General features: G+C 69.9%; 20 protein-coding genes. 9 read left to right on the top strand and 11 right to left on the bottom strand.

The features are described 5' to 3' along the window. Window positions 1–151: 151 nt before the first annotated feature. Window positions 152–4801 carry a PAS domain-containing protein gene (locus tag KUF83_RS25355; protein WP_217457231.1) on the top strand — a complete coding sequence of 1550 codons (4650 nt, stop codon included), beginning with the start codon at window positions 152–154 and terminating at the stop codon, window positions 4799–4801. 168 nt (window positions 4802–4969) lie between these two features. Here KUF83_RS25355 and KUF83_RS25350 read toward each other — a convergent pair whose 3' ends face one another. The 9 genes from KUF83_RS25350 to KUF83_RS25310 form a co-directional block, all read right to left on the bottom strand. Then, the gene (locus KUF83_RS25350) at window positions 4970–6628 is read right to left on the bottom strand and encodes a long-chain fatty acid--CoA ligase (protein ID WP_217457230.1); all 1659 of its coding nucleotides are present in this window, start codon (window positions 6626–6628) and stop codon (window positions 4970–4972) included. Between the two features lie 153 nt (window positions 6629–6781). Beyond that, window positions 6782–7327 carry a SigE family RNA polymerase sigma factor gene (locus KUF83_RS25345; protein ID WP_217457229.1) on the bottom strand — a complete coding sequence of 182 codons (546 nt, stop codon included), beginning with the start codon at window positions 7325–7327 and terminating at the stop codon, window positions 6782–6784. 505 nt (window positions 7328–7832) lie between these two features. Beyond that, window positions 7833–8708, bottom strand: a complete 876-nt coding sequence (locus KUF83_RS25340) for a DUF1906 domain-containing protein (protein ID WP_217457228.1) — start codon at window positions 8706–8708, stop codon at window positions 7833–7835. A 72-nt stretch (window positions 8709–8780) separates the two neighbouring features. Next, the gene (locus KUF83_RS25335; protein WP_217457227.1) at window positions 8781–9953 is read right to left on the bottom strand and encodes a lipid-transfer protein; all 1173 of its coding nucleotides are present in this window, start codon (window positions 9951–9953) and stop codon (window positions 8781–8783) included. Continuing rightward, window positions 9950–10420 carry a MaoC family dehydratase gene (locus KUF83_RS25330; protein WP_217457314.1) on the bottom strand — a complete coding sequence of 157 codons (471 nt, stop codon included), beginning with the start codon at window positions 10418–10420 and terminating at the stop codon, window positions 9950–9952. Before KUF83_RS25330 ends, KUF83_RS25335 begins: the two co-directional genes overlap by 4 nt. Window positions 10421–10437: 17 nt before the next feature. Continuing rightward, entirely contained in the window at window positions 10438–11538 is a 1101-nt protein-coding gene (locus tag KUF83_RS25325) for an acyl-CoA dehydrogenase family protein (RefSeq protein WP_217457226.1), read from the bottom strand. Between the two features lies 1 nt (window position 11539). Next, entirely contained in the window at window positions 11540–12634 is a 1095-nt protein-coding gene (locus KUF83_RS25320) for a bifunctional MaoC family dehydratase N-terminal/OB-fold nucleic acid binding domain-containing protein (protein WP_217457313.1), read from the bottom strand. A 38-nt stretch (window positions 12635–12672) separates the two neighbouring features. Continuing rightward, a complete protein-coding gene (locus KUF83_RS25315; protein ID WP_217457225.1) occupies window positions 12673–13932 on the bottom strand; it encodes an acyl-CoA dehydrogenase family protein in 1260 nt (419 codons plus the stop codon). 363 nt (window positions 13933–14295) lie between these two features. After that, entirely contained in the window at window positions 14296–14607 is a 312-nt protein-coding gene (locus KUF83_RS25310; protein ID WP_217457224.1) for a hypothetical protein, read from the bottom strand. Window positions 14608–15041: 434 nt separating this feature from the next. Here KUF83_RS25310 and KUF83_RS25305 point away from each other — a divergent pair, with 434 nt between their 5' ends. Together KUF83_RS25305 and KUF83_RS25300 are read left to right on the top strand one after the other, a co-directional pair. Continuing rightward, the gene (locus tag KUF83_RS25305; protein WP_217457223.1) at window positions 15042–15908 is read left to right on the top strand and encodes a bifunctional DNA primase/polymerase; all 867 of its coding nucleotides are present in this window, start codon (window positions 15042–15044) and stop codon (window positions 15906–15908) included. A gap of 708 nt (window positions 15909–16616) precedes the next feature. Continuing rightward, complete coding sequence (locus tag KUF83_RS25300; protein WP_217457222.1) at window positions 16617–17651, top strand: hypothetical protein; 1035 nt, start codon at window positions 16617–16619, stop codon at window positions 17649–17651. A 411-nt stretch (window positions 17652–18062) separates the two neighbouring features. Here the strand turns inward: KUF83_RS25300 and KUF83_RS25295 are convergent, their stop codons facing one another. Together KUF83_RS25295 and KUF83_RS25290 are read right to left on the bottom strand one after the other, a co-directional pair. Next, entirely contained in the window at window positions 18063–18869 is an 807-nt protein-coding gene (locus KUF83_RS25295) for a protein phosphatase 2C domain-containing protein (protein ID WP_217457221.1), read from the bottom strand. Between the two features lie 2 nt (window positions 18870–18871). After that, complete coding sequence (locus KUF83_RS25290; RefSeq protein WP_217457220.1) at window positions 18872–19717, bottom strand: sigma factor-like helix-turn-helix DNA-binding protein; 846 nt, start codon at window positions 19715–19717, stop codon at window positions 18872–18874. Between the two features lie 577 nt (window positions 19718–20294). Here KUF83_RS25290 and KUF83_RS25285 point away from each other — a divergent pair. From KUF83_RS25285 to KUF83_RS25260, 6 genes are read left to right on the top strand one after another with little or no spacing between them, the layout of a single operon-like run. Beyond that, window positions 20295–20561 carry a DUF6284 family protein gene (locus KUF83_RS25285; protein ID WP_217457219.1) on the top strand — a complete coding sequence of 89 codons (267 nt, stop codon included), beginning with the start codon at window positions 20295–20297 and terminating at the stop codon, window positions 20559–20561. Continuing rightward, a complete protein-coding gene (locus KUF83_RS25280) occupies window positions 20558–21004 on the top strand; it encodes a Pycsar system effector family protein (protein WP_217457218.1) in 447 nt (148 codons plus the stop codon). The genes KUF83_RS25285 and KUF83_RS25280 overlap by 4 nt, the downstream gene beginning before the upstream one ends. Next, window positions 21001–21195: a hypothetical protein gene (locus tag KUF83_RS25275; RefSeq protein ID WP_217457217.1), complete on the top strand. Its 195-nt coding sequence runs from the start codon at window positions 21001–21003 to the stop codon at window positions 21193–21195. Before KUF83_RS25280 ends, KUF83_RS25275 begins: the two co-directional genes overlap by 4 nt. Further along, window positions 21192–22055 carry a protein spdB gene (locus KUF83_RS25270; RefSeq protein WP_217457216.1) on the top strand — a complete coding sequence of 288 codons (864 nt, stop codon included), beginning with the start codon at window positions 21192–21194 and terminating at the stop codon, window positions 22053–22055. Before KUF83_RS25275 ends, KUF83_RS25270 begins: the two co-directional genes overlap by 4 nt. Beyond that, on the top strand, window positions 22055–22429 hold the full coding sequence (locus KUF83_RS25265; RefSeq protein ID WP_217457215.1) for an RRQRL motif-containing zinc-binding protein: 375 nt from the start codon (window positions 22055–22057) through the stop codon (window positions 22427–22429). The genes KUF83_RS25270 and KUF83_RS25265 overlap by 1 nt, the downstream gene beginning before the upstream one ends. Before the next feature lie 28 nt (window positions 22430–22457). Continuing rightward, window positions 22458–23012, top strand: a complete 555-nt coding sequence (locus KUF83_RS25260; RefSeq protein ID WP_217457214.1) for a hypothetical protein — start codon at window positions 22458–22460, stop codon at window positions 23010–23012. Window positions 23013–23104 lie beyond the last annotated feature (92 nt).

Genomic DNA, 23104 nt, shown 5'->3' with positions numbered 1-23104 from the left:
GTTCTGCGTCCCCTCTACGTGCGACCTCCCTCTCATCCGGCATCGCGAGCGCAACCTCTGCCCGTAGACTCCCTCGCGTGACACGTCGCGGACCCGTTGGCAAGATGGCTTCCGCGGTCGGCAAGGTGCGGTAACAGGGAGGAAGCGTCTCGTGAGCAGCAGGCCATCCCGAGGCGCTGCTCGCCTCGCAGCCATACTCGACGCGCTACCCGACGCGTTGGTGCTGGTCAACGCCAACGGAACGGTCGTCAACGCCAACACCATCGCCCTGGAGGCCTTCGAGACCCCGGGCACGGCTCTCGTGGGACGCGGGCTGCTCGACCTGCTGCCGCAGTTCGACTCCCGGCTCATCCCCGGCACGATGCGGCGCCCCGAGACCGTCGACGAGAGCGGCCGCACCCGGCCGACCCGGATGATCGCCCGCCGCACCGACGGCAGCGAGTTCCCTGTCGAGGTCACGAGCGCACACCTGGAGAACGGGCAGCAGGCCTACGACGGTTACGGATACACCGGCGACGAACTGCTGATGATCGTCGTACGGGATCTCTCCGGCACCGTCGACACCGAGGCGGAACTCGCGCGTTCGCAGCGCCAGACGGAGATGATCCTGCGTGCCGCCGCCGAGGGCGTGGTGGGCACGGACACCGAGGGCCGGGTCGTCCTCGTCAACCCCGCCGCTGCGCAGATACTCGGTTTCCGGGCCAGCGACCTCGGCGGGCAGGAGCTGCACCCGCTGATGCTGCACTCCCGCGCGGACGGCGAGCCCTTCCCGTACGAGGAGTCGCCGCTCGCCGACACCCTGCGCTCCGGGCGCAAGCACCGGGTGCGCGGGCAGGTGCTGTGGTCCAAGAGCGGCGACAAGGTGCCGGTCGACCTGACCACCGCGCCGGTGCGGGACGGCGACCAACTCGTCGGGGCCGTGATGACCTTCACGGACCGGCGGCCCTACGACGCGCTCGCCGAGGAGAAGGACGCCGAGGCCGCGCGCCATCAGGAGGAACTCGCGCAGGCCTCCGAAGCGCACGCCGAGGAGCTGGCCTCGCTCAGGGAGGAGCACGCGCGGGCACTCGGCGAGCTCCGCGAGCAGCACGAGGAGGAGCTGGCCGCCGGAGACGACCGGTACGCGGCCCTCGCCGAGCGCGAGAAGGACAGCTACGAAGCACTGGCAGCACGGCACGAGCAGCTTCTCGCCGTTCTGGGGCGCTCCCTGCGCGGGCCGCTCGACCAGCTGCGCGGCGAACTCGCCACCCTCGCCGCGGACGACGCCGGGCAGCTGTGGCCCGAGGCCAACCAGGTGCTGCACCACCTGTCGGCCGGCTACTCGCGCATCACCACCCTCGTCGACAACGTGCTCGCGTACCAGCGCCTCGACTCGGGATCCGAGAGCGTCACCCGTACGAAAGTGATGCTGGACGCGGTCGTCTCCGCCGGGGTCGACGGGGCCGTCGAGCTGATCGGTCCCGGGCGGGTGCAGTTCGCCGTGCACGCGCCGCCCATCGAGGCCGAGGTCGACCCGCAACGGCTCGCCACCGCCCTCGCGCATCTCATCGCGGACGTCGCGGGCGTCGACTCCACGGGCAACTCGCCGGTCTCGGCCGGCGGCTACATGGACAACACGGTCGTCGTCGCGGCCGCGCAGCGCGGTGAGGGCGTACGGATCGAGGTGCGCGGGCCGTACACCGGGGGAGACCCGGTGCACGAGCCGATCGTCCGCGGGATCGTGCGCGCGCACGGCGGTGTGCTGCAGACGCACGAGGTCCCCGGGATGAGCGGCAGCGCGTTCGTCCTCGAAGTGCCCATCGGGGGCGGGGCCGGGTCGGTTCCGGCCGTCGGCCCGGGTGGCGACGCGGGTGTGGATTCCGGTCCGGGGCCGGGCGGGGCGCCGAACGGCGCTTTGGCGTTGGGAGCGGGATCCGGTGAGGCCGGTTCCGCACTCGCCCTGCCCGAGCAGGCTTCATCGCAGGGCGGCGGACGGCGGCGGGCCAGGCGCGCCTCCGTCGACGCGTTCCTGGAGAGCGAGGTCGGGCCCCCGACGGAGACGGCTGTGCCCACCGGTCGGCGCAGGCGCGCCGGAGGTGACGGGGAACAGCCGGCGCTTCCGGCTCAGGTCTCCGCTGTGGCCGCGGACGAGGGTGGTGCCGAGGAGAACGGCGGATCGGGTCGGCGGCGTGGGCGGCCGAGCCCCGCCGAGGGCAATGGCGTCTCCGAGGGCGGTGGCGTCTCCGAGGGTGCGGTCGTGACCGCCGCCGAGCACGCTGCCGGTACCGCGGCGACGGGGCTCGGGGCGACCGTGCCTCCGCAGGGCGTGCCCGCGCCCGCCGGCGGACGGCGTGCGCGCCGGGACGGCGACCGGCAGGCCCTGCCTGCCGCGCTGCCCGCGGCCCCCTCTCCCGCTCCGGACGCGAGTGCGGGTGGGGGTGGAGACACCGGTGGCGCCCAGCCCACCGGGCGGCGTCGGCGTGCGCTGGCCGCCGCGGCGGAGCGTGCCGCGGCCCAGGAGTCGGGGCCGCGTGCGGTGTTCGCGCTGCCGCCGGCCGAGGCGGACCGCTCTCCCGAGTACGCGGCCCAGGCGGCCCAGTACGCCCAGGCCCAGGCCCAGGCCCACGGTCAGGCTCCCGCTCAGTCGGCCGACGGACGCCACGACGTGGCCCTGCACGATCCTGCCGACGATCACACGCCGCCCCAGCCGCATCCGGTGCAGGCCCCCAGCGGGCGGCGGCGGGCCCGGCAGGGCGCGGGTGAAGGCGATGTCGCGGCCGGTGGAGTACCGGTGGTTCCGGGTCAGCCGGTTCCGGCGCAGGCTGCTCAGCCCTCCCCGCCCGTGCCGGGTGCGCCCGGTACCGCCGGTGCGCCCGGCCAGGCCGTGCCCGTTCCCGGGCAGCAACTCCCCGTTCAGGGTGCTCCCGGCCAGCTGGTTCCCGGGCCGGGAATGCCCGGACAGCCGGGCCCCGTTCAGAACGATCCCGCGCAGCAGCCCATGCCGGGGCAGCTGCCCCCCGCGCAGCCCGTACCCACGGAGGGCCCGCCCGCTCAGCCCTACCCCGGGCAGACCGCGCCCCTGCCCGCTCAGGGAGCCCCGGGTCACACCGCTCCCGCGGCCGTTCCCGCCGCAGGGCAGGCCGTTCCTCCGCAGGGCCTGCCCCAGCAGGGCCTCCCCGGCCAGGCGCTCCCTCAGCAGGAGTCCGCCGCCGGTCAGGCGCTTCCTCCGCAGGCCGCCCCCGGACAGCTGGCCCCCGCCGGTCTCGCGGGCCCCGCAGCGGGTTCCGTACCCGAGGGCGCCGCGGGCCAGGGCGCGGTCCCGGCGCCTTCCATGCCGACCCAGGGCACCGCTGAGGCCGCGCAGCCGCAGGCTCAGCCCCAGGCCCAGCTGCCTCAGGCGCCTGCGGCCGTGGCTCCGACCGGGGACGCAGCCGCTGCCGCTCAGCCGTGGGCCGGCGCGGCCGATCCCTCCGGCGCCGGTATGCCCGTACAGCCGGAGGCCGTCGCGGCGGCCCAGTCGTGGACGGGCCCGGCCGAGGTGGCGGCCGCTCCGGAGCCCGCGGTGGCCCCTGAGCAGCCGCGTGTCGCGCAGCCCCTGCCCGCCGAGGCAGCGGCGCCGCCCGTCGACCCCAACTCGACCCAGGGCCGGGCGATCAGCGTCCGTACGCTCGGGCAGGGCGTCCCGTTCGGCCGCCGCATGATCGACGCCCAGCAGCCCAGGCCGGGCAGGGCGGCCGTTCCCGCACCGCAGGCGCAGGCGCAGGCTCAGATGCAGGCCCAGCCCGCCGCGCAGGCGGGAGCCGTGCCGCAGCCCCAGGCGCCCACGCCTCCCCCGCACTCGACCAACGGCTCCGGGCGGCGCCGTAAGCTCGGCACCCGCCCCGAGCCTGTCGCCGAGCAGACGGACACCGGGGCGCGCCAGCACCCGCAGACCGGCGGGCAGCAGTCCCGGCTCGCCAACACCACCGAGGGCACCGGCCGGTCGTACGCCATAGGAGCCCCGGACGAGAACGCCGACGAGGGCCCCGAGCCGCTCGACGGACCGGGCGGCGCGGTGGAGGTCGCGAACCAGCCGCACCCTCAGCCGATGGACGACGAGCTGCCCCCTGAGCCGCTGGACAACCCGCGCCGGCTGCTGGTGTGGCCCGCGCCGGACATCACGACCCAGCAGGCACTGAGCGACCGCGGCTACCGGCCCGTCATCGTGCACTCGCGCGAGGAGGTCGACGCGCAGATCGCCGCCTTCCCGGCCGCGCTCTTCGTGGACCCGCTCACCGGCCCGATCACCCGCACGGCGCTCCAGTCGCTGCGTCAGGCCGCCGTCGCCGCCGAGGTGCCGGTCCTGGTGACGGCGGGTCTCGGCCAGGCGACACGCGAGGCGGCTTACGGCGCCGACCCGGCCGTACTCCTCAAGGCGTTGGCTCCGCGCGACAGCGAGCAGCACCCGCCGCGGGTACTCCTCATCGAGGAGCACGCCGAGATCGCGCTCGCGCTGACCTCGACGCTGGAGCGGCGCGGGATGCAGGTCGCGCGGGCCTCGTCCGACGCGGACGCGGTCACGCTGGCCGGGCAGATGCGGCCGAACCTGGTGGTGATGGACCTGATGCAGGTGCGTCGCCGACGCGCCGGGATCGTCGACTGGCTGCGCGCGAACGGACAGCTGAACCGCACGCCGCTCGTCGTCTACACCGCCGCCGTCGACCAGACCGAGCTGCCGCGGCTCGCCGCGGGGGAGACGGTGCTGTTCCTCGCCGAGCGATCGACGAGCGCCGAGGTGCAGGACCGGATCGTCGACCTGCTGGCCCGGATCGGCACGAACTGAAACTGCTCGGTCGGCAGCAGCAGCAACAGCAACAGCAACAGCAACAGCAACAGCAACAGCAACAGCAACTGAACATACGCACAGACGGGTTGGGGCGCTGTTTCACGTGAAACAGCGCCCCAACCCGTATCGGCCCGAACGCCCGGGAGGGCTCCGGTTCCGAGCCCGTCAGATCTGTGTGACGTCCAGCTCGCCCGCCGCGTACTGCCTGCGCAGCACCTTCTTGTCGAACTTGCCGACGCTCGTCTTCGGCACGGTCTCGATGATCGTCCAGCGCTCGGGGAGCTGCCACTTGGCGATCTTGCCCTCGCCCGCGAGGAAGGACCGCAGGTCGTTGAAGTCGGCGCTGGCGCCCTCCTTCAACACCACGGTGGCGAGAGGTCGTTCACCCCACTTGTCGTCCGGGACGGCGACGACCGCAGCCTCGGCGACGTCGGGGTGGGCCATGAGGGCGTTCTCCAGGTCGACCGAGGAGATCCACTCTCCGCCGGACTTGATGACGTCCTTGGCACGGTCGGTGAGGGTCAGGAAGCCGTCGGCGCTGATCGTGCCGACGTCACCGGTCTTGAGCCAGCCGTCCTCGCTGAACTTGTCGGCGGGGCGCAGGACTTCGGCGCCCTGACCGCCGTAGTACGCGCCCGCGATCCAGGGGCCGCGCACCTCCAGCTCACCGGCGGACTCGCCGTCCCACGGCAGCCGCTCGCCACCCGGGCCGGTCAGCCGGGCCTCGACACCGGCCGGGAAACGGCCCTGGGTGAGCCGGTACGCGAACTCCTCGTCCGAACCCACCTCCACGTGGGCCGGAGGGCGCGCGATCGTACCGAGCGGTGAGGTCTCCGTCATGCCCCAGGCGTGGCAGACGCGCATGCCCAGCTCGTCGAACGCCGTCATGAGAGCGGGCGGACAGGCGGAGCCGCCGATGGTGACCTGGGTCAGCGAACTCACGTCACGCGGCTTGGCCTTGAGCTCCGCGAGCAGCCCCTGCCAGATGGTGGGGACGGCGGCCGCGTGCGTCGGCCGCTGGCTCTCGATCATCTCGGCGAGCGGCGCGGGCTGCAGGAATCGGTCCGGCATCAGCACGTTCACGCCGGTCATGAACATCGCGTGCGGCAGGCCCCAGGCGTTCACATGGAACTGCGGGACCACGACGAGGGACGTGTCCCCGTCGGTGAGGCCCATGGACTGCGCCATGTTGACCTGCATCGAGTGCAGGTAGATGGACCGGTGCGAGTAGATGACACCCTTGGGGTCGCCGGTCGTGCCGGAGGTGTAACACATGGCCGCGGCCTGGCGTTCGTCGAGCTCGGGCCAGTCGTAGCTCTCCGGCTTGCCCGCGATCAGGTCGTCGTACTCGTGCACCTGGACCGTCGCCCCGTCCAGCAGCGAACGGTCGCCGGGGCCGGATACGACCACGTGCTCGATCGACTTGAGGTGCGGGAGCAGCGGCGCGAGCAGCGGGAGCAGCGAACCGTTGGCCACGACCACGCGGTCGGCGGCGTGGTTGACGATCCAGACGAGCTGCTCGGGAGGCAGCCGGAGGTTCAGTGTGTGGAGGATCGCGCCCATGGCGGGGATCGCGTAGTACGCCTCGACGTGCTCGGCGTTGTTCCACATCAGCGTCGCGACCCGGTCGTCGTCGCGGACTCCGAGGTCGTCGCGCAGCGCGTGTGCCAGCTGGGCGGCCCGGGCTCCGATCTCGGCGAACGAGCGTCGGTGCGGCTCGCTCTCCCCGGTCCAGGTGATCACCTGGGATGAACCGTGGATCGTCGACCCATGGGTCAAGATCCTCGAGATCAGCAGTGGTACGTCCTGCATCGTGCTCAGCACGGCGTCCTCCCGGGGGCGACATTGCCTACGCGGTAGTAAGGGTTGGGCTGATTCTGCGCACATACCGCGCGGTATGTCACTACTCCAGGATGATCGATCACGTCACGACGGGAATGTTTGCCCCGACGAGCGCTCTGTGCTCCCCCGCGCCGATCAGCGCACCGGGCCCAGCTCAGGGTCCTCACGGAGCTTTCCCAGGGCGCGCGACACGGCCGACTTGACCGTTCCGATCGACACACCGAGCACGTCCGCGGTCTGCGCCTCGCTCAGGTCCTCGTAGTACCTGAGTACGACCATGGCCCGCTGCCGCGCGGGCAACTTCATGATCGCGCGCCACATCGCGTCGTGCAGCGCCTGGTGCTCCGCCGGGTCCCCGGCCGGTGGGGCCTGCGGCTCCGGCAGTTCGTCGCACGCGAACTCGTCGACCTTCCGCTTCCGCCACTGCGACGTCCGCGTGTTCAGCAGCGCCCGCCGCACATAGCCGTCGAGCGCCCTGTGGTCCTCGATCCGCTCCCACGCGACGTACGTCTTCGTGAGGGCGGTCTGCAGCAGGTCCTCCGCGTCGCACGGGTTCGCGGTCAGCGAGCGCGCGGTACGCAGCAACACCGGTTGGCGGGCCTTCACGTACGAGGAGAACGACTGGTACGCATGAGTCCGCGTCGCGGCATTCGAAGCGCTGGTGCAGACGGATGTGGTCATGGCTCCACGCTAGGATCGCCCCCTACTCCAGCGGATCGGCCGCAGGTCCCGAAGCCGTGTCCGCCTCAGGTTGTAGGAGGGGGGCAGGCCCCACCTCCTGAAGGTGGATACGAGGCTCCGGACCCGTGAGGGTTCACCCCTGAGAGACCGCTTCTTCCGCAGTAGCCCGCGCCCCGCCCTGATGCGGGAGGACTACAGGCACCCTCCGGACGGGGGGCCAGGGCGGGTGGGAGCGGCTGCGCGCCCGCCACACCGCACGACCGCGGCTTGCGGAGCCTGCCGAACGCGTCCCGCATCCGCCGACTTCCGCCGACAGGTACACAACGCGTGCTTCTCACGCCGTGCGGTACGCGCTGCTCCACCTCACGACCCCGCGATACCGCCCCTGGCCCCGCGGTGCCCCCGCTCCGCCCAGGCGTTGCGGCCGCGACGCATGGGCGGTGGCCGCGACGCATGGGCCCGGCAGAAACCGGACCCCTGGCCGCCGAAAACCCGGCTCGGCCGCTCAGCCGATGCGCGCGACCGGCGCGTGCATCAGATTGCGGTCGATCAGCAGCGTGCGGCCGCCGTGCCGCTCTCGTACGTTGCCTGCGTACTGGTGGATGCGCCGAGCGGGCGCCCACGCGGTCCTCCGCAGGACGGGCTCCTTGTCGAGCTGGGCCCGCACCCCCCACCGTGCGAACCACATCACCGCCGGCAGATCCCGCACACCGGCCCGCCGCGCGCTCTCCATGTGGCGCACGCCCGACTCGGCGCTGCTGTAGAAGCCCGGCAGATAGCCCCGGCGCGACACCTCCCGGTCCCATCCGCGCACGAACAGGAGCGTGGAGCGCGCACACTTCTTGTTCCGATGCGCATAGGCCTCCATGTCCAGGAAGAGCGGGCTCCCCGGCCGGATGCCGAGCGCCGCCGCCCTCCTCACCGCGTCACGCGCCTCCGCCGTCCCCTGCTTCCACGGATGCCCGCCGATCCGGACGTTCCTCTTGTGCCTCGCGAACACACAGGTCGACTGCGAGCCCACGTACAACGGCAGCACCCGCCAGCCCTGGCCCTGCACCGTCCGCATCCAGCGGTGACTCAGATGGGGCTGGGCCCGGCAGGCCCGCCCGCGACCGCCGAAGTAGACGCCCACGGCCCGGTACGAGGATGCCCGCCACCGTCGCATGGTGTCCGCGGACGGCGCCCGACAGGTGTCGAACGCACGGCCCTTGTAGACGAGCGGCGCGGGTCTCGCGCCCGGCTCCGGGGCGCGGGGACCCGCCGGTGCGACGGCACCCGGCGCCCATGGCCCCGCCTCCGCGGGAGGTGCAGCCGCGAGCCCCGTCAGGAGCAGCACGAATCCGAATCCGACGATCACCTTGTGAGAACGCAGCCAACGCATACGCCGAGTCAACGGTCCCACTCAGGCGGTCGGCTCCGGACACGCGCCACGTTCATCCGTCCGCCCCCGGAATCAGCCCCGATCGTCCGAACCCAGGATCAGCCCCGACGTCGGAACGCCCGTCCCGGCGGTCACCAGCACGCGACGGGCTCCCGGTATCTGGTTCACCGACGAACCGCGCAGTTGTCGCACTCCCTCCGCCACTCCGTTCATCCCGTGCAGATACGCCTCACCGAGCTGCCCGCCGTGGGTGTTCAACGGCAGCCGTTCCTCCGCCACGAAGTCCGCGGCCTCACCCGGCTTGCAGAAGCCGAACTCCTCCAGCTGTGTCAGCACGAACGGCGTGAAGTGGTCGTACAGGATCCCGACGTCGATCTCGGCCGGCGTCAGCCCCGACGTACGCCACAGCTGCCGGGCCACCACGCCCATCTCGGGCAGCCCCGTCAGGTCGTCCCGGTAGAAGCTGGTCATCTGCTCCTGCGCCCGCCCCGCACCCTGGGCGGCCGCGGTGATCACGGCCGGCAGATGCGGCAGGTCGCGCGCCCGCTCCACCGAGGTGACGACCAGGGCCTGGCCGCCGTCGGTCTCCTGACAGCAGTCGAGCAGCCGCAACGGCTCGACGATCCAGCGCGAAGCGGCATGGTCGGCGAGCGTGATCGGTCTGCCGTGGAAGTACGCCGCCGGGTTGGTCGCCGCGTACTTCCGGTCCACGACCGCGACATGCCCGAACGCCTCGGGGGTCAGCCCGTACGTGTGCAGATAGCGCTGGGCCGCCATCGCCACCCAGGACGCGGGCGTGAGCAGTCCGTAGGGCAGCGCCCAGCCGAGCGCGGCGCCCTCCGCCGACGGCTCCCGCCTCTGGACCCCGGAGCCGAATCTCCGCCCCGACCGTTCGTTGAACGCCCGGTAGCAGACCACCACCTCGGCCACCCCCGAGGCCACGGCGAGCGCGGCCTGCTGGACGGTCGCGCAGGCCGCCCCGCCGCCGTAGTGGATCCGGGAGAAGAAGGACAGCTCACCCATGCCTGCTGCCTGGGCGACGGTGATCTCGGGACTCGTGTCCATCGTGAACGTCACCATGCCGTCCACATCGTCCGGTGTGAGCCCCGCGTCGTCCAGCGCGGCCCGCACCGCCTCCACCGCGAGCCGCAGCTCGCTGCGCCCCGAGTCCTTGGAGAACTCGGTGGCCCCGATCCCGACGACGGCTGCTCGCCCGCCGAGGCTGTCCCTCGTCCGTACGCTCATGTCCGGCCCTCCGCGTCCCGGACCGCGTCCTGGACCGTGGCCGGGTCCGCGGCCGGGTCCGTAGCCGGGGCAGCGCCGGTCTCCGCCCGCGGCAGCGTGACCGTGACCGTCCCCGTGACATGTCTGCCGATGCCGTTGGCGCCAACGACCCGTACCGTCGCCGTGTCACCCCGGACGTCCTCCACCCTGCCGGTCAGCACCATGGTGTCGCCCGGGTAGTTGGGCGCACCGAGTCTGATCGCCACCCCCCGCAGCACGGCCCCGGGCCCGAAATGGTCCGTGATGTAGCGGCCGACCAGCCCGTTGGTCGTCAGGATGTTCATGAAGATGTCCGGCGAGCCCTTCTGCCGTGCCAGCTCCGCGTCGTGATGCACGTCCTGGTAGTCGCGCGAGGCGATCGCCCCGGCGACGACGAGCGTGCGGGTGATCTCGATCTCCAGGGGCGGCAGCGCGTCACCGGCGCGCACCGGCCCGACATCGGTGGTCATGCGTCCCCCTCACCGTGCACGATCAGCTCCCCCAGCTCCTGGAGCAGTTCGCTCCCGCCTCCCAGATACGCCTCCAGCTGCCGTCCCCACAGGAAGTGCCGGTGCACGGGATGTTCGAGGTCGGCTCCCATTCCGCCGTGCAGATGCTGCCCCGCGTGGACGACGCGGTGCCCCGCCTCCGACGCCCACCATGCGGCGGTCAGCGCATGCGTGGCGTAGTCCAGCCCCTCGTCCCGTCGCCACGCCGCTTCGTAGGCCGTGACCCGTATCGCCTCGGTGTCCATGTACGCGTCGGCGGCCCGGAGTTGCACTCCCTGCTTGGCCGCGAGCGGTCGCCCGAACTGCTCGCGGGTGTTGGTGTACTCGACCGCCCTGGCCACCGAGCCCGCGCACACCCCTGCCTGCAGCCCCGCGAAGGCCGTGCGCGCACTGGCCAGCACGTCGTCGTACGCCGCGGCACCTCTCTCCGCGACACCCCTCTGGTAACGAGTCCCGCCGCCGTCCGCGCTGCCGCTCCCGCCGCCGTCCGGGTCGCCGAGGCGCTCGCCCGGTGACGTGTCCAGCGTCAGGCGTCCGGCGGACCAGGGGGCCGTCAACTCCACGGGGTCACACCGGGCGTCGAGGGTCCGTACGAGCCACAACCGGTGCTCGTCGTCGGCGACGAGCACGTGCGTGGCATCGCGGAGCCACGGCACGACGGGGACCACTCCGCTCAGCCTTCCGGGCGGGCCGACCCTTACAGCGGCCTCGGGCAGGGCTCCGGTCACCACCACGGTCCCGTCGGCGATTCCCGGCAGCAGCCGCTCCCGCTGTTCCGCCGAACCGTGCGCCGACACCGCGAGCAGCCCGTAGACACAGCTCGCCGCGAAGGGCACCTGAGCCGTCGTCCGCCCCTGCTCCTCCAGGAGAAGCACCAGCCCGAGAAGCCCTGTGTCCTGGACGGCGGCCGGCAGCCCCGCCTCGCACAACGTCTTCCACAACTCGTCGTCGCTGTCCGTCCCGGTGGCGGTCAGCCGCTCATGCGTGGACAGGTCACCGAAGATCCGCGCGGCCAGGTCACGAGCCGCCGCCTGCTCCTCCGTCGGTGTGAAGTCCATGTCAGACCTCGCTCCCCTCGGTGGCCCGGAAGACCGGCAGCTCCAGCTCCTCGTCCACCCGCTCGAACTCCAGCCGCACCGGCATACCGATCCGCACGCTGTCGTGCGGCGCCCCCACCACATTGCTGATCATCCGTACGCCTTCGGCGAGTTCGACCAGCCCCACGGCATACGGAGGATCGAAGGCAGGGAAGGGTGGGTGGTGCATCACCACGTACGAATAGACGGTCCCCTCGCCCGCTGCCTCGACCGTGTCCCACTCCAGGCCTCCGCAGGCGTTGCACCCCGGCAGCCAGGGGAACCGCAGTGTCCTGCACTCCTCGCAGCGCTGTATGAGCAGCCGGTGCCGGGACACGCCCTCCCAGAAACCGGCGTTGTCACGATTGACGACGGGGCGGGGCCGCTCAGAGCGAGGCCGCTCGGAACCAGAGCGCTCAGAGCGAGAGCGCTCGGAATCAGATCTCCTCGAATCAGACCTCTCGGGGCGGGGAGTTGTCGCGTCTGCCCCGGTCTCCGCCGCTCGCCGACTCACCGGCGCGTCCGGCCCGGCCTCAGGCGACTCGGCCCTCCCCGTCGCCGGGCTGTCCCTCCGAGCCCGCCCGACGGGCACGTACTTGAGGATCCTGAATCGGTGCGTCCCCGCCGGCTCGCCCCCTGCCTGCACATCCATCCGCGTCGTGACGAAGTACCCCGTGCCCAGCTTGGTCGTCTTGCGCTCGGAGACCGACTCGATCACCGCGTCGAAGGTGATCCGGTCCCCGGGCCGCAACGGCCGCAGATACTCCTGCTCGCAGTCGGTGGCCACCACCGAGGTGTACCCGGCGCCGTCGAGCAGCCCGAGCAGCTCGTCGTACGCCTCGGAGCGTCCCTCGTGCCCGGAAAGTCCTCCCATCGTCCAGGTCTGGAGCATGGTGGGCGGTGCCACGGCCTCCGCTCCCGCGTACGCCGGATTCGTGTCTCCCAGCGCCTCGCACCAGTGCCGGATCATCGGTGCGTTGACCAGGTCCTTGCCCACGCCTCCTACGGCGGCCGCACGCCCCTCGTACGCCTTCAACCGCGCGTACACGTCCTCGTATCCGCCTCCGGCCCCGCCCACGGGCGCCGCCCCCTGTCCGCTCGACCCGGTCCTCCCGCTCACCGCCGCCCCCTGGTCATTCCGAGCCGCATCGTCGCGACGATCTCCCGCTGCACCTCGCTCACCCCGCCCCCGAACGTGTTGATCTGCGCCGCTCTGTTCATCCGCTCCAGCTCGCCGTCCTCGAAGACACCCGGCGAACCAGAGCGGACCAGCGCGTCCGATCCGACAATTTCCTGACACATTCGGTACACCGCGACTGCCGATTCGGTTCCCACGACTTTCACGCCACTGGCGTCTCCGGCCGCCAGCCGACCGGCCCCCACATCACCCACCAAACGCCAGTTGAGCAGGCGTGTTGCCGCCAGGAGGGCATGTACCTCGGCCAGCTTCGACCGCACCCAGGGCTCGTCAACCCTTCGCCGCCCTGTCACCGGATCGGGTGTTCGGGCAGCGGCCAGTACGGCCGCGTAGAAGTCCTCGGCCTGCATCCCGATGGCCGCGAGCGCGACCCGCTCGTGGTTGAGCTGGTTGGTGATGAGCCCCCAGCCGCCGTTCTCCTCCCCGACGAGCCGGGACGCCGGGACCCTGATCCCGTCGTAGTAGGTGGCCGTCGTGGTCAGTCCGCCCACCGTTTCGATCGGCGTCCACGAGAACCCCGGAGCGTCCGTGGGGACCAGCAGGATCGAGATCCCCTTGTGTTTCGGCGCGTCGGGGTCCGTGCGGCAGGCGAGCCAGATCCAGTCGGCGTGCTGGGCGTTGGAGGTGAACACCTTCTGCCCGTCGACGAGCCACTCGCCGCCGGCTCCCGCCCCATCTCTCCCCGCGCAACCGGCACCGGCACCCGAGCCCGTACCCGTACCCGCGTCCTCGCTCTCACCCTCGCCCTCACCCGCGCGGCCGAGCCGCACGGCCCGCGTCCGCAACGACGCCAGATCCGTCCCCGCCGAGGGCTCGCTGTAGCCGATCGCGAACACGAGATCCCCGCGCAGAATCCGCGGCAGGAAGAAGTCCTTCTGCTCGTCGGTCCCGTACTTCATGAGCGTCGGTCCGACCGTGTTCAGCGTCACCATGGAGACCGGAGCGCCGGCCCTGTAGGCCTCGTCGAAGAAGACGAACTGCTCGTCGGCGCCGCGCCCTTGGCCCCCGTACGCCTCGGGCCAGCCGAGCCCCAGCCAGCCGTCGGCTCCGATGCGCCGCAACAGCGCGCGCTGTTCGTCCGGCCCGGTGGCGGACGGCCCTTCCGGTAGCAGCTCACGGAAGTAGGCGCGGAGTTCGGCGCGCAGTCGTCGCTGGCGCTCGGTGGGGGCGAGATGCACGACGACGGCCCTCCCGGACCTCGTACGAACAAGGGTTTCTGACTGTCCGTCAGATACTCCTGACTGTCAAGGTCGAGACGGTCATGGCACCCGCTGACGCAGGCGGAGGGAGGACGGCACACCACGCGCCGGACATGCAGCACTGCGGCACACCGCGCCGGCCCACCCCGGTGCGCGGCGCACCCCCACGCGCGCCACACCAGACGTGCGTCACATCTGCCGTTCGGCAGGCTCGAAGCGCCGGCTAAAACGTCTGCGCGGCGATGCCGAAGCACCGCCGCGCAGACGTGTTACCACCCCACAAAGCACCTCACCAGGAGGCGTACGGCCGCCGGGGGTCTCCAGTCCCCGACAGCCCCCGGCTCACCAGAGGTGGGTGAAGTTGACGGCGATGTTCTCGTTCGACTGGTCGATGGCCGTGAACGCGGAACCGTTCACCTGCGCCGTGTTGCTCTGATTCGAGGCGCCGGAGCCGACGGCCTGTTGCTGAGTCGTGGACGAGGTGCCGTAGTTGTCCCCACCGACACCGCTGCCGCCGACGGTCGCCACGGCCGCGTTCGATCCGTTGTCCGCGAACGAGCCGTTGTCGGCCACCGCCACACCCGAGAAGAGGGCGGCGGCGAGCGGCAGGGCTGCCGCGGCGGCAAGAACGCGGGCAGTACGGATGCTTGCCATGTGTGTTCCTCCAGAAGCGGGAAGTACATGCCGGTCAGGGCCGGCCGAGTACGGCTGGATCTGGGGCAGTTGGCCGACCGCCCCGGTGTTCGTTCACGACGTCGCGAGATCAGAATTGCCCACCGAATCCCCGGCGAACCACCCCGGAAGCCGCTATTCGCTCGCAAGCGTGAGGACATGTCGATAAACCCCCTTCACGCCCCCGAAACCGCAGTTCAGGACGGTGCGGACATCTCAATCCCGTACGCCGCAAGGGATGAAGCGTTCCGTCACCTTTTCAGCCAATCTCCCCAGGCGAGTTTTCGCACCCCACCCAACCCTCTCGACGCCCCAGCGCCCTTGACCCCAACCCCGCAGGCGTGCCGCCCCCGAGGCCCCGCCCCGCACGTCCCCCACCCCTTCCCTTTCTCGAACACTCGTACGAAAATAGAGTCATGGCCACCATAGACCGGCAGGCCACGACGCTGGCCCTCGCACACGCCCTGTCAGCCGCCGAACGCGGACTGGCCGTCATCCCGCTGTCCCGGACCAAACTCCCGGCGCTCCGCTCGCCCCATCGCGACGACCCGACGGCACCGCCCTGTCACGGTGAGTGCGGCCGCTTCGGGCACGGGGTGTACGACGCCTCGACCGACCCCCACCGCATACGCGAACTCTTCACCGCCGCCCCCTGGGCCACCGGTTACGGCATCGCCTGCGGCCTCGACCCGCACCACCTCATCGGAATAGACCTGGACACCAAGTCGGGTACGGACTCGTCCGCGGCTCTACGAGAGCTGGCCCTGCGCCACCTGTTCACGATCCCCGAGACGGTCGTCGTACTGACCCCCAGCGGCGGCCGCCACCTCTGGCTGAGCGGCCCGCCCGACGTCGTCGTCCCCAACTCGGCGGGCCGACTGGCCCCGGGCATCGACATCCGCGGCGCCGGCGGCTACCTCGTCGGCCCGGGCTCACGCACCGAACACGGCGTCTACGGCACGGCCCCGGGCACAGCCCACCTGGCGCCGGCCCCCTGCCCGACCTCACTGCTGCGCATCCTCATGCCACCGCCCCGCCCCCACTCCACCGCGGCCGCCTCGACGAACCAACAGGGCCAGGGCCTTATCCAGTTCGTCCTCGCCGCCCACGAAGGCCAGCGCAACACCCGCCTGTTCTGGGCGGCCTGCCGCGCGTATGAGAACGGCCTCGGCCCGGAACTGACCGAGGCCCTGGTCGACGCCGCGATCCGGACGGGCCTCACGGAACGCGAGGCCCGCTCGACGATCACGTCGGCATCCCGCATGACAAGCCACCGCCCGTAGCCCTGCCCGGAGCCCCAACCCGCACGCCACAAAGGAGGGGGCCGAAAAGGCCGCACGCACGCGTGCACCCCAAAAACACACGGCCACCCGCACACCGCACGAACGACAGGGGCGCCCGGAACCAGTCGGTTCCGGGCGCCCTGTGTCGCACACTGCGGTGGGTGTGGGATTTGAACCCACGGTCACATCGCTGCGACGACGGTTTTCAAGACCGGTCCGCTCTGCACAGTCCAACGCGCCGTGACCTGCGGAAGCGCCCTCTTGCAGGGTGCCGCATGCACCCTATTGGCCAGAGGTTGGCCGCGCCCCCACTGGGCTGGACGTCGCCCCGCCAGCAGCTGCCCCTCGCTGAGGCCCTTCGGGAGGCAGGGAGAGACCTTTCCGGCGACGCCTGCTTCCTGACGCGCTTTAGGCATGTTCACGCCACTTGAAAAGCCAAGGAAATATTATGTAAGTACTTTTCCGTATCCCGAGAAGGAACGTTTCACCTAGCCCGAACAGCGTTCGAAAGTGAAACAAATTCACGATCCTTGGGCAACGTGAACAGGTGAGGTGCAGGAGTAACGACGAGCCTTGGGATGAAGTAAAATCCCTCAGGGACTCAGAGTAAGCCGTGTTAGCGCCCATCCTGAGCCGTCTGAATGAGCGGTCGCTTAGCTGGGGCCGCCTCTTCACCTCTCCAGACACAACGAAAGGTTCGAGGGGTCCATGGCGCGCACGGTTCAGCGAAAGCTCGTTGGACGCACTATCACCAAAGACCAGCTTGACAACATCATCACGGTTGTGAAGCGAAAGTTCCGCGCTCCAGCGCACTACGAGTTCTCTATACACCGTGGCAGCAGTGATTCACATACAAAGAATTCTCTCGAATCTGTGGTCCGCGCGGCCGGATCGCCCACTATTGTTCGAAAGTTTTCCATCGAGGCCACATCTGACCGGTGCTACTTTCGTATTGACGTTAAGTATGACGTGATCGAAATGAAGGTGCGGGGGGAAGATGACTACTTCGCTCCCGGCTTCCTTGACGAGATTGCACGCATCCTTGACCCTCAGCCCACGCTGATCAGTAAGGCTCTCACCAGGCCAGTACACCTAGTTCTGCGTTGCCTTCTGGTCCTTGGGGTGCTGGCATCAGTCATTCCTCTGTTTACTTCGGGACGTCTCGACTGGAACGGCATCACTACGTGCTCCGCCCTCGCGCTCCTCAGTCTCTTCACCCTCGCTTATATCGAACGGCGTGTAAGCTCGTATGTCTTGCTCAAAACTGAGGCGAAGGAGCGGAAACGCGCTGAGAGGATTGCCCTGGTCGGTGCTGCTGCAACTCTCCTTGTCGGCCTCATGACCAACGGGGTGAATTTGGCAATCAACGCTAGCCGAGCATCTGTGGACTCGAAATCTTCGGCAAGTCCCAGTCCATACAATCTCGACGACGAACTCGGGGATCGAACACCGAATCCCTCTCGTGACACCGCGCGCGAATCTCTAGCATCGATCAGCGTAGTGGGGAGCCTGCGTCCGGGTAGCGAATTTGCAACCCTGACGGGAAACGGCTTCACACCAGGGGAAGACGTTGAGGTAAATTTCAGCAATGGCACTAAAGGGGTGACACCACGAGCCAATAGCAGAGGCGAAATCGGCCCAATCGAAATCCACGTAGGCTCAATGGAGGACGGGCAGGTGAAAATCACAGCAATTGGCGGTGACAGTCAGGCCACTGTGAACTACGTGTACACGGAGCGGTGAATTAAAGACTCTATCGGCCTTCCAGAGGATCGGCAGGCCCAACAGAGGTAGTCCCTGCCCGAATGGCGTACTCAACCGAGTAAACGCGCACAGGAGCAGTTGGTTACGGAGCCCCTGCTACGGCAGGTGCGGACGTCCTTCAACCCGAGCCACACGTGGCTAGCGCGGCCCCAAGTTCAGCTGCGGTATGCGCGTCAAGGTCAGGCCGGGCCGCGCGCGGGAAGCGGAGCGAGCCGCCTTAACCGAAGGCGCTGCGCGTCTGGCATCAACTTGCAGCGGGCCAGGGGCGCGCTGCCTGCGATTCTGTCCATGGAGGACCCTCGGGCCAGCGCACCGTAATCAGTGATGGATTCGGGGCGGATGACGTATCGGAGAGCCTTGATCCTCATCCGATACGCGCAAAAGCTCAGGTCACCATTGGCAATAGGCGATCGTCGCGTCATCTCCGGATTTGTAGCGTGGCCATCGGCGCCCAGTCGGGTCGGTAGCTTCCACCTTGCGTACCGTCTGGATCAACTCGCGCGGTCCCGCAGCCTGGAGTGTGGTGAAGACCTCGGACCAGGTCGCCATCTCGTACTCTGTGACGAGTCTCGACACGCCGTCGGACATGACGGCAGCCGAGTGCACCTCTCTAAGGGGAGTGGTACCGGTCAGCGCGTGCTCGGCTGCTTCTGGCCTAGAGGCAGCGACCCAATAACCGTCCGTAGTGTTTCGCACCTGCCGCTGTGCGAGTACGAAGCGCTGCAGGGCCTCCCTGTGGCCCGAAGTGTGAGTTTCATGCTGCTCAACCTCGGCTCTCAGCTCCGGAAGCACCTTGTCCACTCGGAGATCAGTGATTACCGCGTAGTCCCTGGAGCCGTCGAAAACGATGGGCGAGTCAGCTAGAACCAGGTGGTCAAGGGCTTCCTGTCCGTGCCGGAGGATCGCAACCGTGGCCGATGGCGTACCGGGGGCGTTGAGATCACACTCGGGATGCATCGCGGCAACGCGTTCGAGAGCGTCAGCCAAGCCGTCCGCGAGCGGGCGGTCCAGGTCTGCCAACGTGCTCACAAGCTGCCCGCCGAGATGGGCGACGTACCACGGGACGCCGTGACGGCACCCCGTGGCCAGACCTGCCGTACTGAGCCCGTCCAGAACCATGGCGAGGGTAGGCGTGCCGGCCACCCAGTCCTCGTTTGGGTTGGCTCCCCCGGGGTGTGTGTCAATGCAGACGCGCATACTCAGCTCTCGTGTCGGTACAGCGGGGTGACTCGACGACTCTCCAGCACATCGAGTGTCTCGGGGTCGTATCGGCAGGAAATAAGGGTGGAGAAGCGGCGAGTGCGAGTCTCCCGGTACAGCTCGGCGAGGTTGTTCTCCAAGTAGTGCACCACCCCATTCGCGCCGATGGCGTGGATACCGGCGATGTAGAGGAACGTCCCGCGACCGTCCAGCCGTGGGAGCCGCCCGAGGTATCCGAAGTCCTCAGCTGAGCCGGTCTCGTCCATCGGGGACCGATATTCCTTCTTGGCCTTCTGGTCCACTAGGTGCCAGGCTCGGTCCTTCTCAAACCGCAGGTTGTCGTCCCCTTCCAGCACCTGAGCGACGATGGGCGACAGCCGTGGACCGCAAATGACCACGTGGTCTTCGCGGTTCAGGTTGACGATCCCGGATGGCGGGATCACTTCGTACTGAGCCTCCAGCTTCATGCCCGCCAGCAACTTGCGCAGGTGCTCGAAGTTGTCGAGGTCTTCCCTCACCACCACTGCACTCGGATTCTGCTCGGGGCTCTTGCCTGCCTCGTACTTGCCGCCGAGGGACACGGTCACGAGGCCCGTGCCGAAGAACGCCCTCTCGGGGGGCGGACCGGCCGATGCGAGCTGCCCGACCCGCCCGCGACTCACGCCGAGTTTCTTCGCGATCTCGGCCTGGGTCATGCCGGACGCCTGCGCCTCCTCGATGGCCTCGCGGCGGATTCGAGAGAGCTCCAGAACCCATCCCTGATAGGTCGCCATCAGGTCAATCGCTGCCTTGGCCCGGTCGACCGGGACCGCGATTTCAGAGACGCGCTTCATGTCGTCGTCCACAGGTATCCAATCCTCGCCTAGGGGGGCTAGCGAACTGTATCGCGAGAGGGGGTTGCGCGCAGCCCCTGGCTTGCCTACGGTACCTAACAAGCAGCACGGCAACCCCCCCTAGGCAGCCTGGGGAAGAGCCGGTTGTAGCTGTTTGACGTGCACGAATGCAGAGGGCGGGGACGCTGCAATCCCGCTAAAGGCCAGATGGAACAGGGTTTCGACCCGTACTGGCGAGGTGGCCCGGTGACCGCGAGCAACGGCCGGCGTGTGGGGACGTGAGTCCCCCTTGCAGTGCTGGTTCCTGTCCCTTCGATCTTCGGGAGTTCTCGTGCGTCAACGAATGCTTTGGGCGTCGCCGTGATGGACCGGCCGACGGCGTCCGTGCGGTAACCCCGGTCCACTCATCAGCCTCGCGGCGGCTCACGCTGCGTCGGTTGCCTCTCTCATCCGTCCGACCCCGCTTGCTGCGGTGGCCGTACGGATGAGGGCGTGGGGAGCCGGTAACGACTCCAACGGCACGCGGCGTCCGGGTTGCACCCCGGACGCCGCTTCGGGCCGTTCCACCTGTCTAGGGAGATCACGACCCATGAAGCACATCGGTACTGATCAGGCGGTTGTTACCGCCGACGGGTTCGACCGTGAGCCGACGTTCGCGGAGCTGGACGCGATCGCGTACGAGATGCCCGTGATCCGGGCGGAAGTTGAGTTGCTGGACGCGCAGATCATCGCGCTTGACCGGACGCCGAACGAGGTGGACACGCGGCGTATCCGGCGGGCCCGCCGCAAGGTGTTGGCCGCTCGCCTCGCGGCGGCGAACCTGGCCACGATGCGCATTCCGGGGGTGGGCGCGTGAGTACCCCGGAGCTGAACCTGAGTGCCGCGCACGCCGAGGTGAAGGCGGAGATTGCGCGGACCGACACCAAGACCGGTCTGTTGTTGGCGTTCGTCGGCGCGGTGCTCGCCGGTTCGTGGACGGTCGCCGAAGACGTCCCCCTCACCGCTCCCGCCGCCGTGGCGGGCGGTCTCGGGATGGGGCTGCTGGTTGCGGCGGCGGGTCTGCTGCTGCGGTCGGTGCGCCCCAACCTGGGCGGCCGGCACGGCTTCCCGCTGTGGGCGACGCTCACCGCTGAGGAGATCACCAGCGTCCTGGCCACCGACAAGGCGGCGGACATTGCAGGTCTGTCCCGCATCGCGCTCGCCAAGTTCACCGGCCTGAAGCGCGCGGTCGACCTGACCTGCGCCGGCGGCGTGCTGCTCATCCTCGCCGCGCTGCTCGCGGCGGGAGGTGCGGCATGAACACCACCTCGTCCCCCCAGGGCTTCGCCCTGTTCCTGATCGTGGTGGGTGCGCTGGTCATGATGGCCGCGACCGTGGGCCTGCTCGTGACAAACGAGCAGGCTTGGCGGCTCGTCATCGCGGCCGGCGGGACCCTCCAGGTCGCCGGGTGGCTGCTGCACGGCCGACGGCTGCGGGGCGGTGCGGCATGAAGGCCAAGACCGTTCTTCCCGCCGTCGCGATGACGGCCGTGTCCATGGTCCTGACCCTGGCCGTGGTGGTGATGTGGCTCGGCGGGGCGATGCCGTGGCCCGTCGCCCTCATCGTCGGTCTCGGCATCGACGGCGGATGGCTCGCCACCCTCGCCTACGAACGCCGCCTAGCCGCGCAGGGCGACCAGAGCAACGCCGTGACCGCCGTCGGCTGGTCCTTCGGTCTGGTCGCGACCGGGGTTCTGATCGCCCACGCCCTCACGAGCGAGGACAACCCGGGTGCGTGGCTGGCCGTGGCCTGGCTGCCCATCGCAGCCAAAGCGCTCTGGCTGGTCCACGGACTGTGGGAGCGCACCGCCCTCACCCCCAACGCCCTCGGGGCGATCCGCGGTATCCAGCAGGAGGCCCGCGATGAAGCGGCCGTGGCCCGCGCCCGGTTGCGTTCTGAGGCGGCCACGGAGGAGACGCGGTTGACGGCCGTGACCGAGGCCGGCGCCCGCGTCGCCCGCGTCCAGGCCAAGACCGCGCAGAGTCTGTCGCGGGCCTGGTCGACGCTGGAAGCAGCGCGTGAGGGCGAGGACACCGGCAGGGCCCTGACCAGCGTGACGAGCCGGGTCACGCCCGACGTCACGCCCCTCTGGGAGCTCCCGGTGTGGGGCCCGTTGGAGCCGGTTGCTGCGTTCCGGCTGGAAGCGGCACCCGCCCTCACCGATGCGGCGCTGGATGCGCTGGTCGATGAGATCCGGCACAGCGAGTCGCCCGCCCTGTCGTACCGGGAGATGGCCGTGCGCTTCCGCGCCGCCGGCCACTCCGCATCCGAGGTCCGCCTGAGGGCGGCGTGGAAGCGCATGGTCGCCTGATGCCCGGCATCTACGCCCAGTGCTTCGACCCCACCGGCGCCCGCCACGGCGTCCCCACCTACCCGTGGCGCCTCGCCCCCGATGGACTGGCTTCGCGCCGGCAGTTGCGGGCGCGAGGGCTGCGTCCGGGGGGTCAGCCGATACAGGCGCAGGTCATGCGGGTCAACCGGCGGCGCGGCACGGTCCGTGTCGCCTACCTGTACCGCGAGGACCTGGCCAAGCCCGTGCGGCCGATGACGTCGCGGAAGTGGGGTGCGCTCGCGTTGGCGATGCTCGCCCGCCGCACCTGCCCGCGCTGCCAGTTGGACGCCGGGTACTGCATCCCGACCTCGCTCGGCATGTGCGGCACCTGCCTCGCCCACCTCCCCTCCTGACCTGCGGACATCCGAGACGGAGACACGTGTGAAGATCACCGTGAGCACGCACAAACTCCCCGGATACGGCGCCACCCTCCGCACCGCCAAACGCCTCACCACCGAAGCCGTACGCATCGTCAACCGGGCCGTGCCCGGCCGGATGCCCGACGTTGAGGTCACCCTGACCACCGAACGGGGCATGGCCGAACTGACCGCCGCCGCCACGCTGGCCCTGGTCGGCACCACCGACCGCAAAGCGGCCTCCAAGGCCGAGCGCGAGGCGAAGTGGACAGCCCGCGGCGCCCTCGCCTGCGCCATCCCACGCCCCGACGGGAGCGCGTTGGTGCTGGTCATCGCCGACAAGCACCGCGACGAGGGCGAGTTCGCCGTGACCCTCGTCCACGAACTCGTGCACGCCATGCAGTTCAGCCGCAAGGACGTCGTCGAGCGGCTCGTGCGCGACAAGCGCGACGCCCTGGGTATCGAGCGCCAGTCCCGCCGACAGGCCCGCGAGTTCCTGCACCTGCTTGAGCAGGACGAACGCGAAGCGCACGGCAAGGAGCACCTCGCCCGCCAGATCGTTCCCGCCGCCGCTGCCTGACCCGCCGCCCCGCGCCTCACAGCCCGGGGCGGCCCACCCCACAGCCCTTTGCCCTTACCGCCCCCGGACCTGGGGGAGTCGAGGAGACCTCA

It is taken from the genome of Streptomyces sp. BV286 (assembly GCF_019090165.1).
Classification (GTDB): Bacteria; Actinomycetota; Actinomycetes; order Streptomycetales; family Streptomycetaceae; genus Streptomyces.
This window is presented reverse-complemented; position numbering and strand designations above follow the sequence as displayed.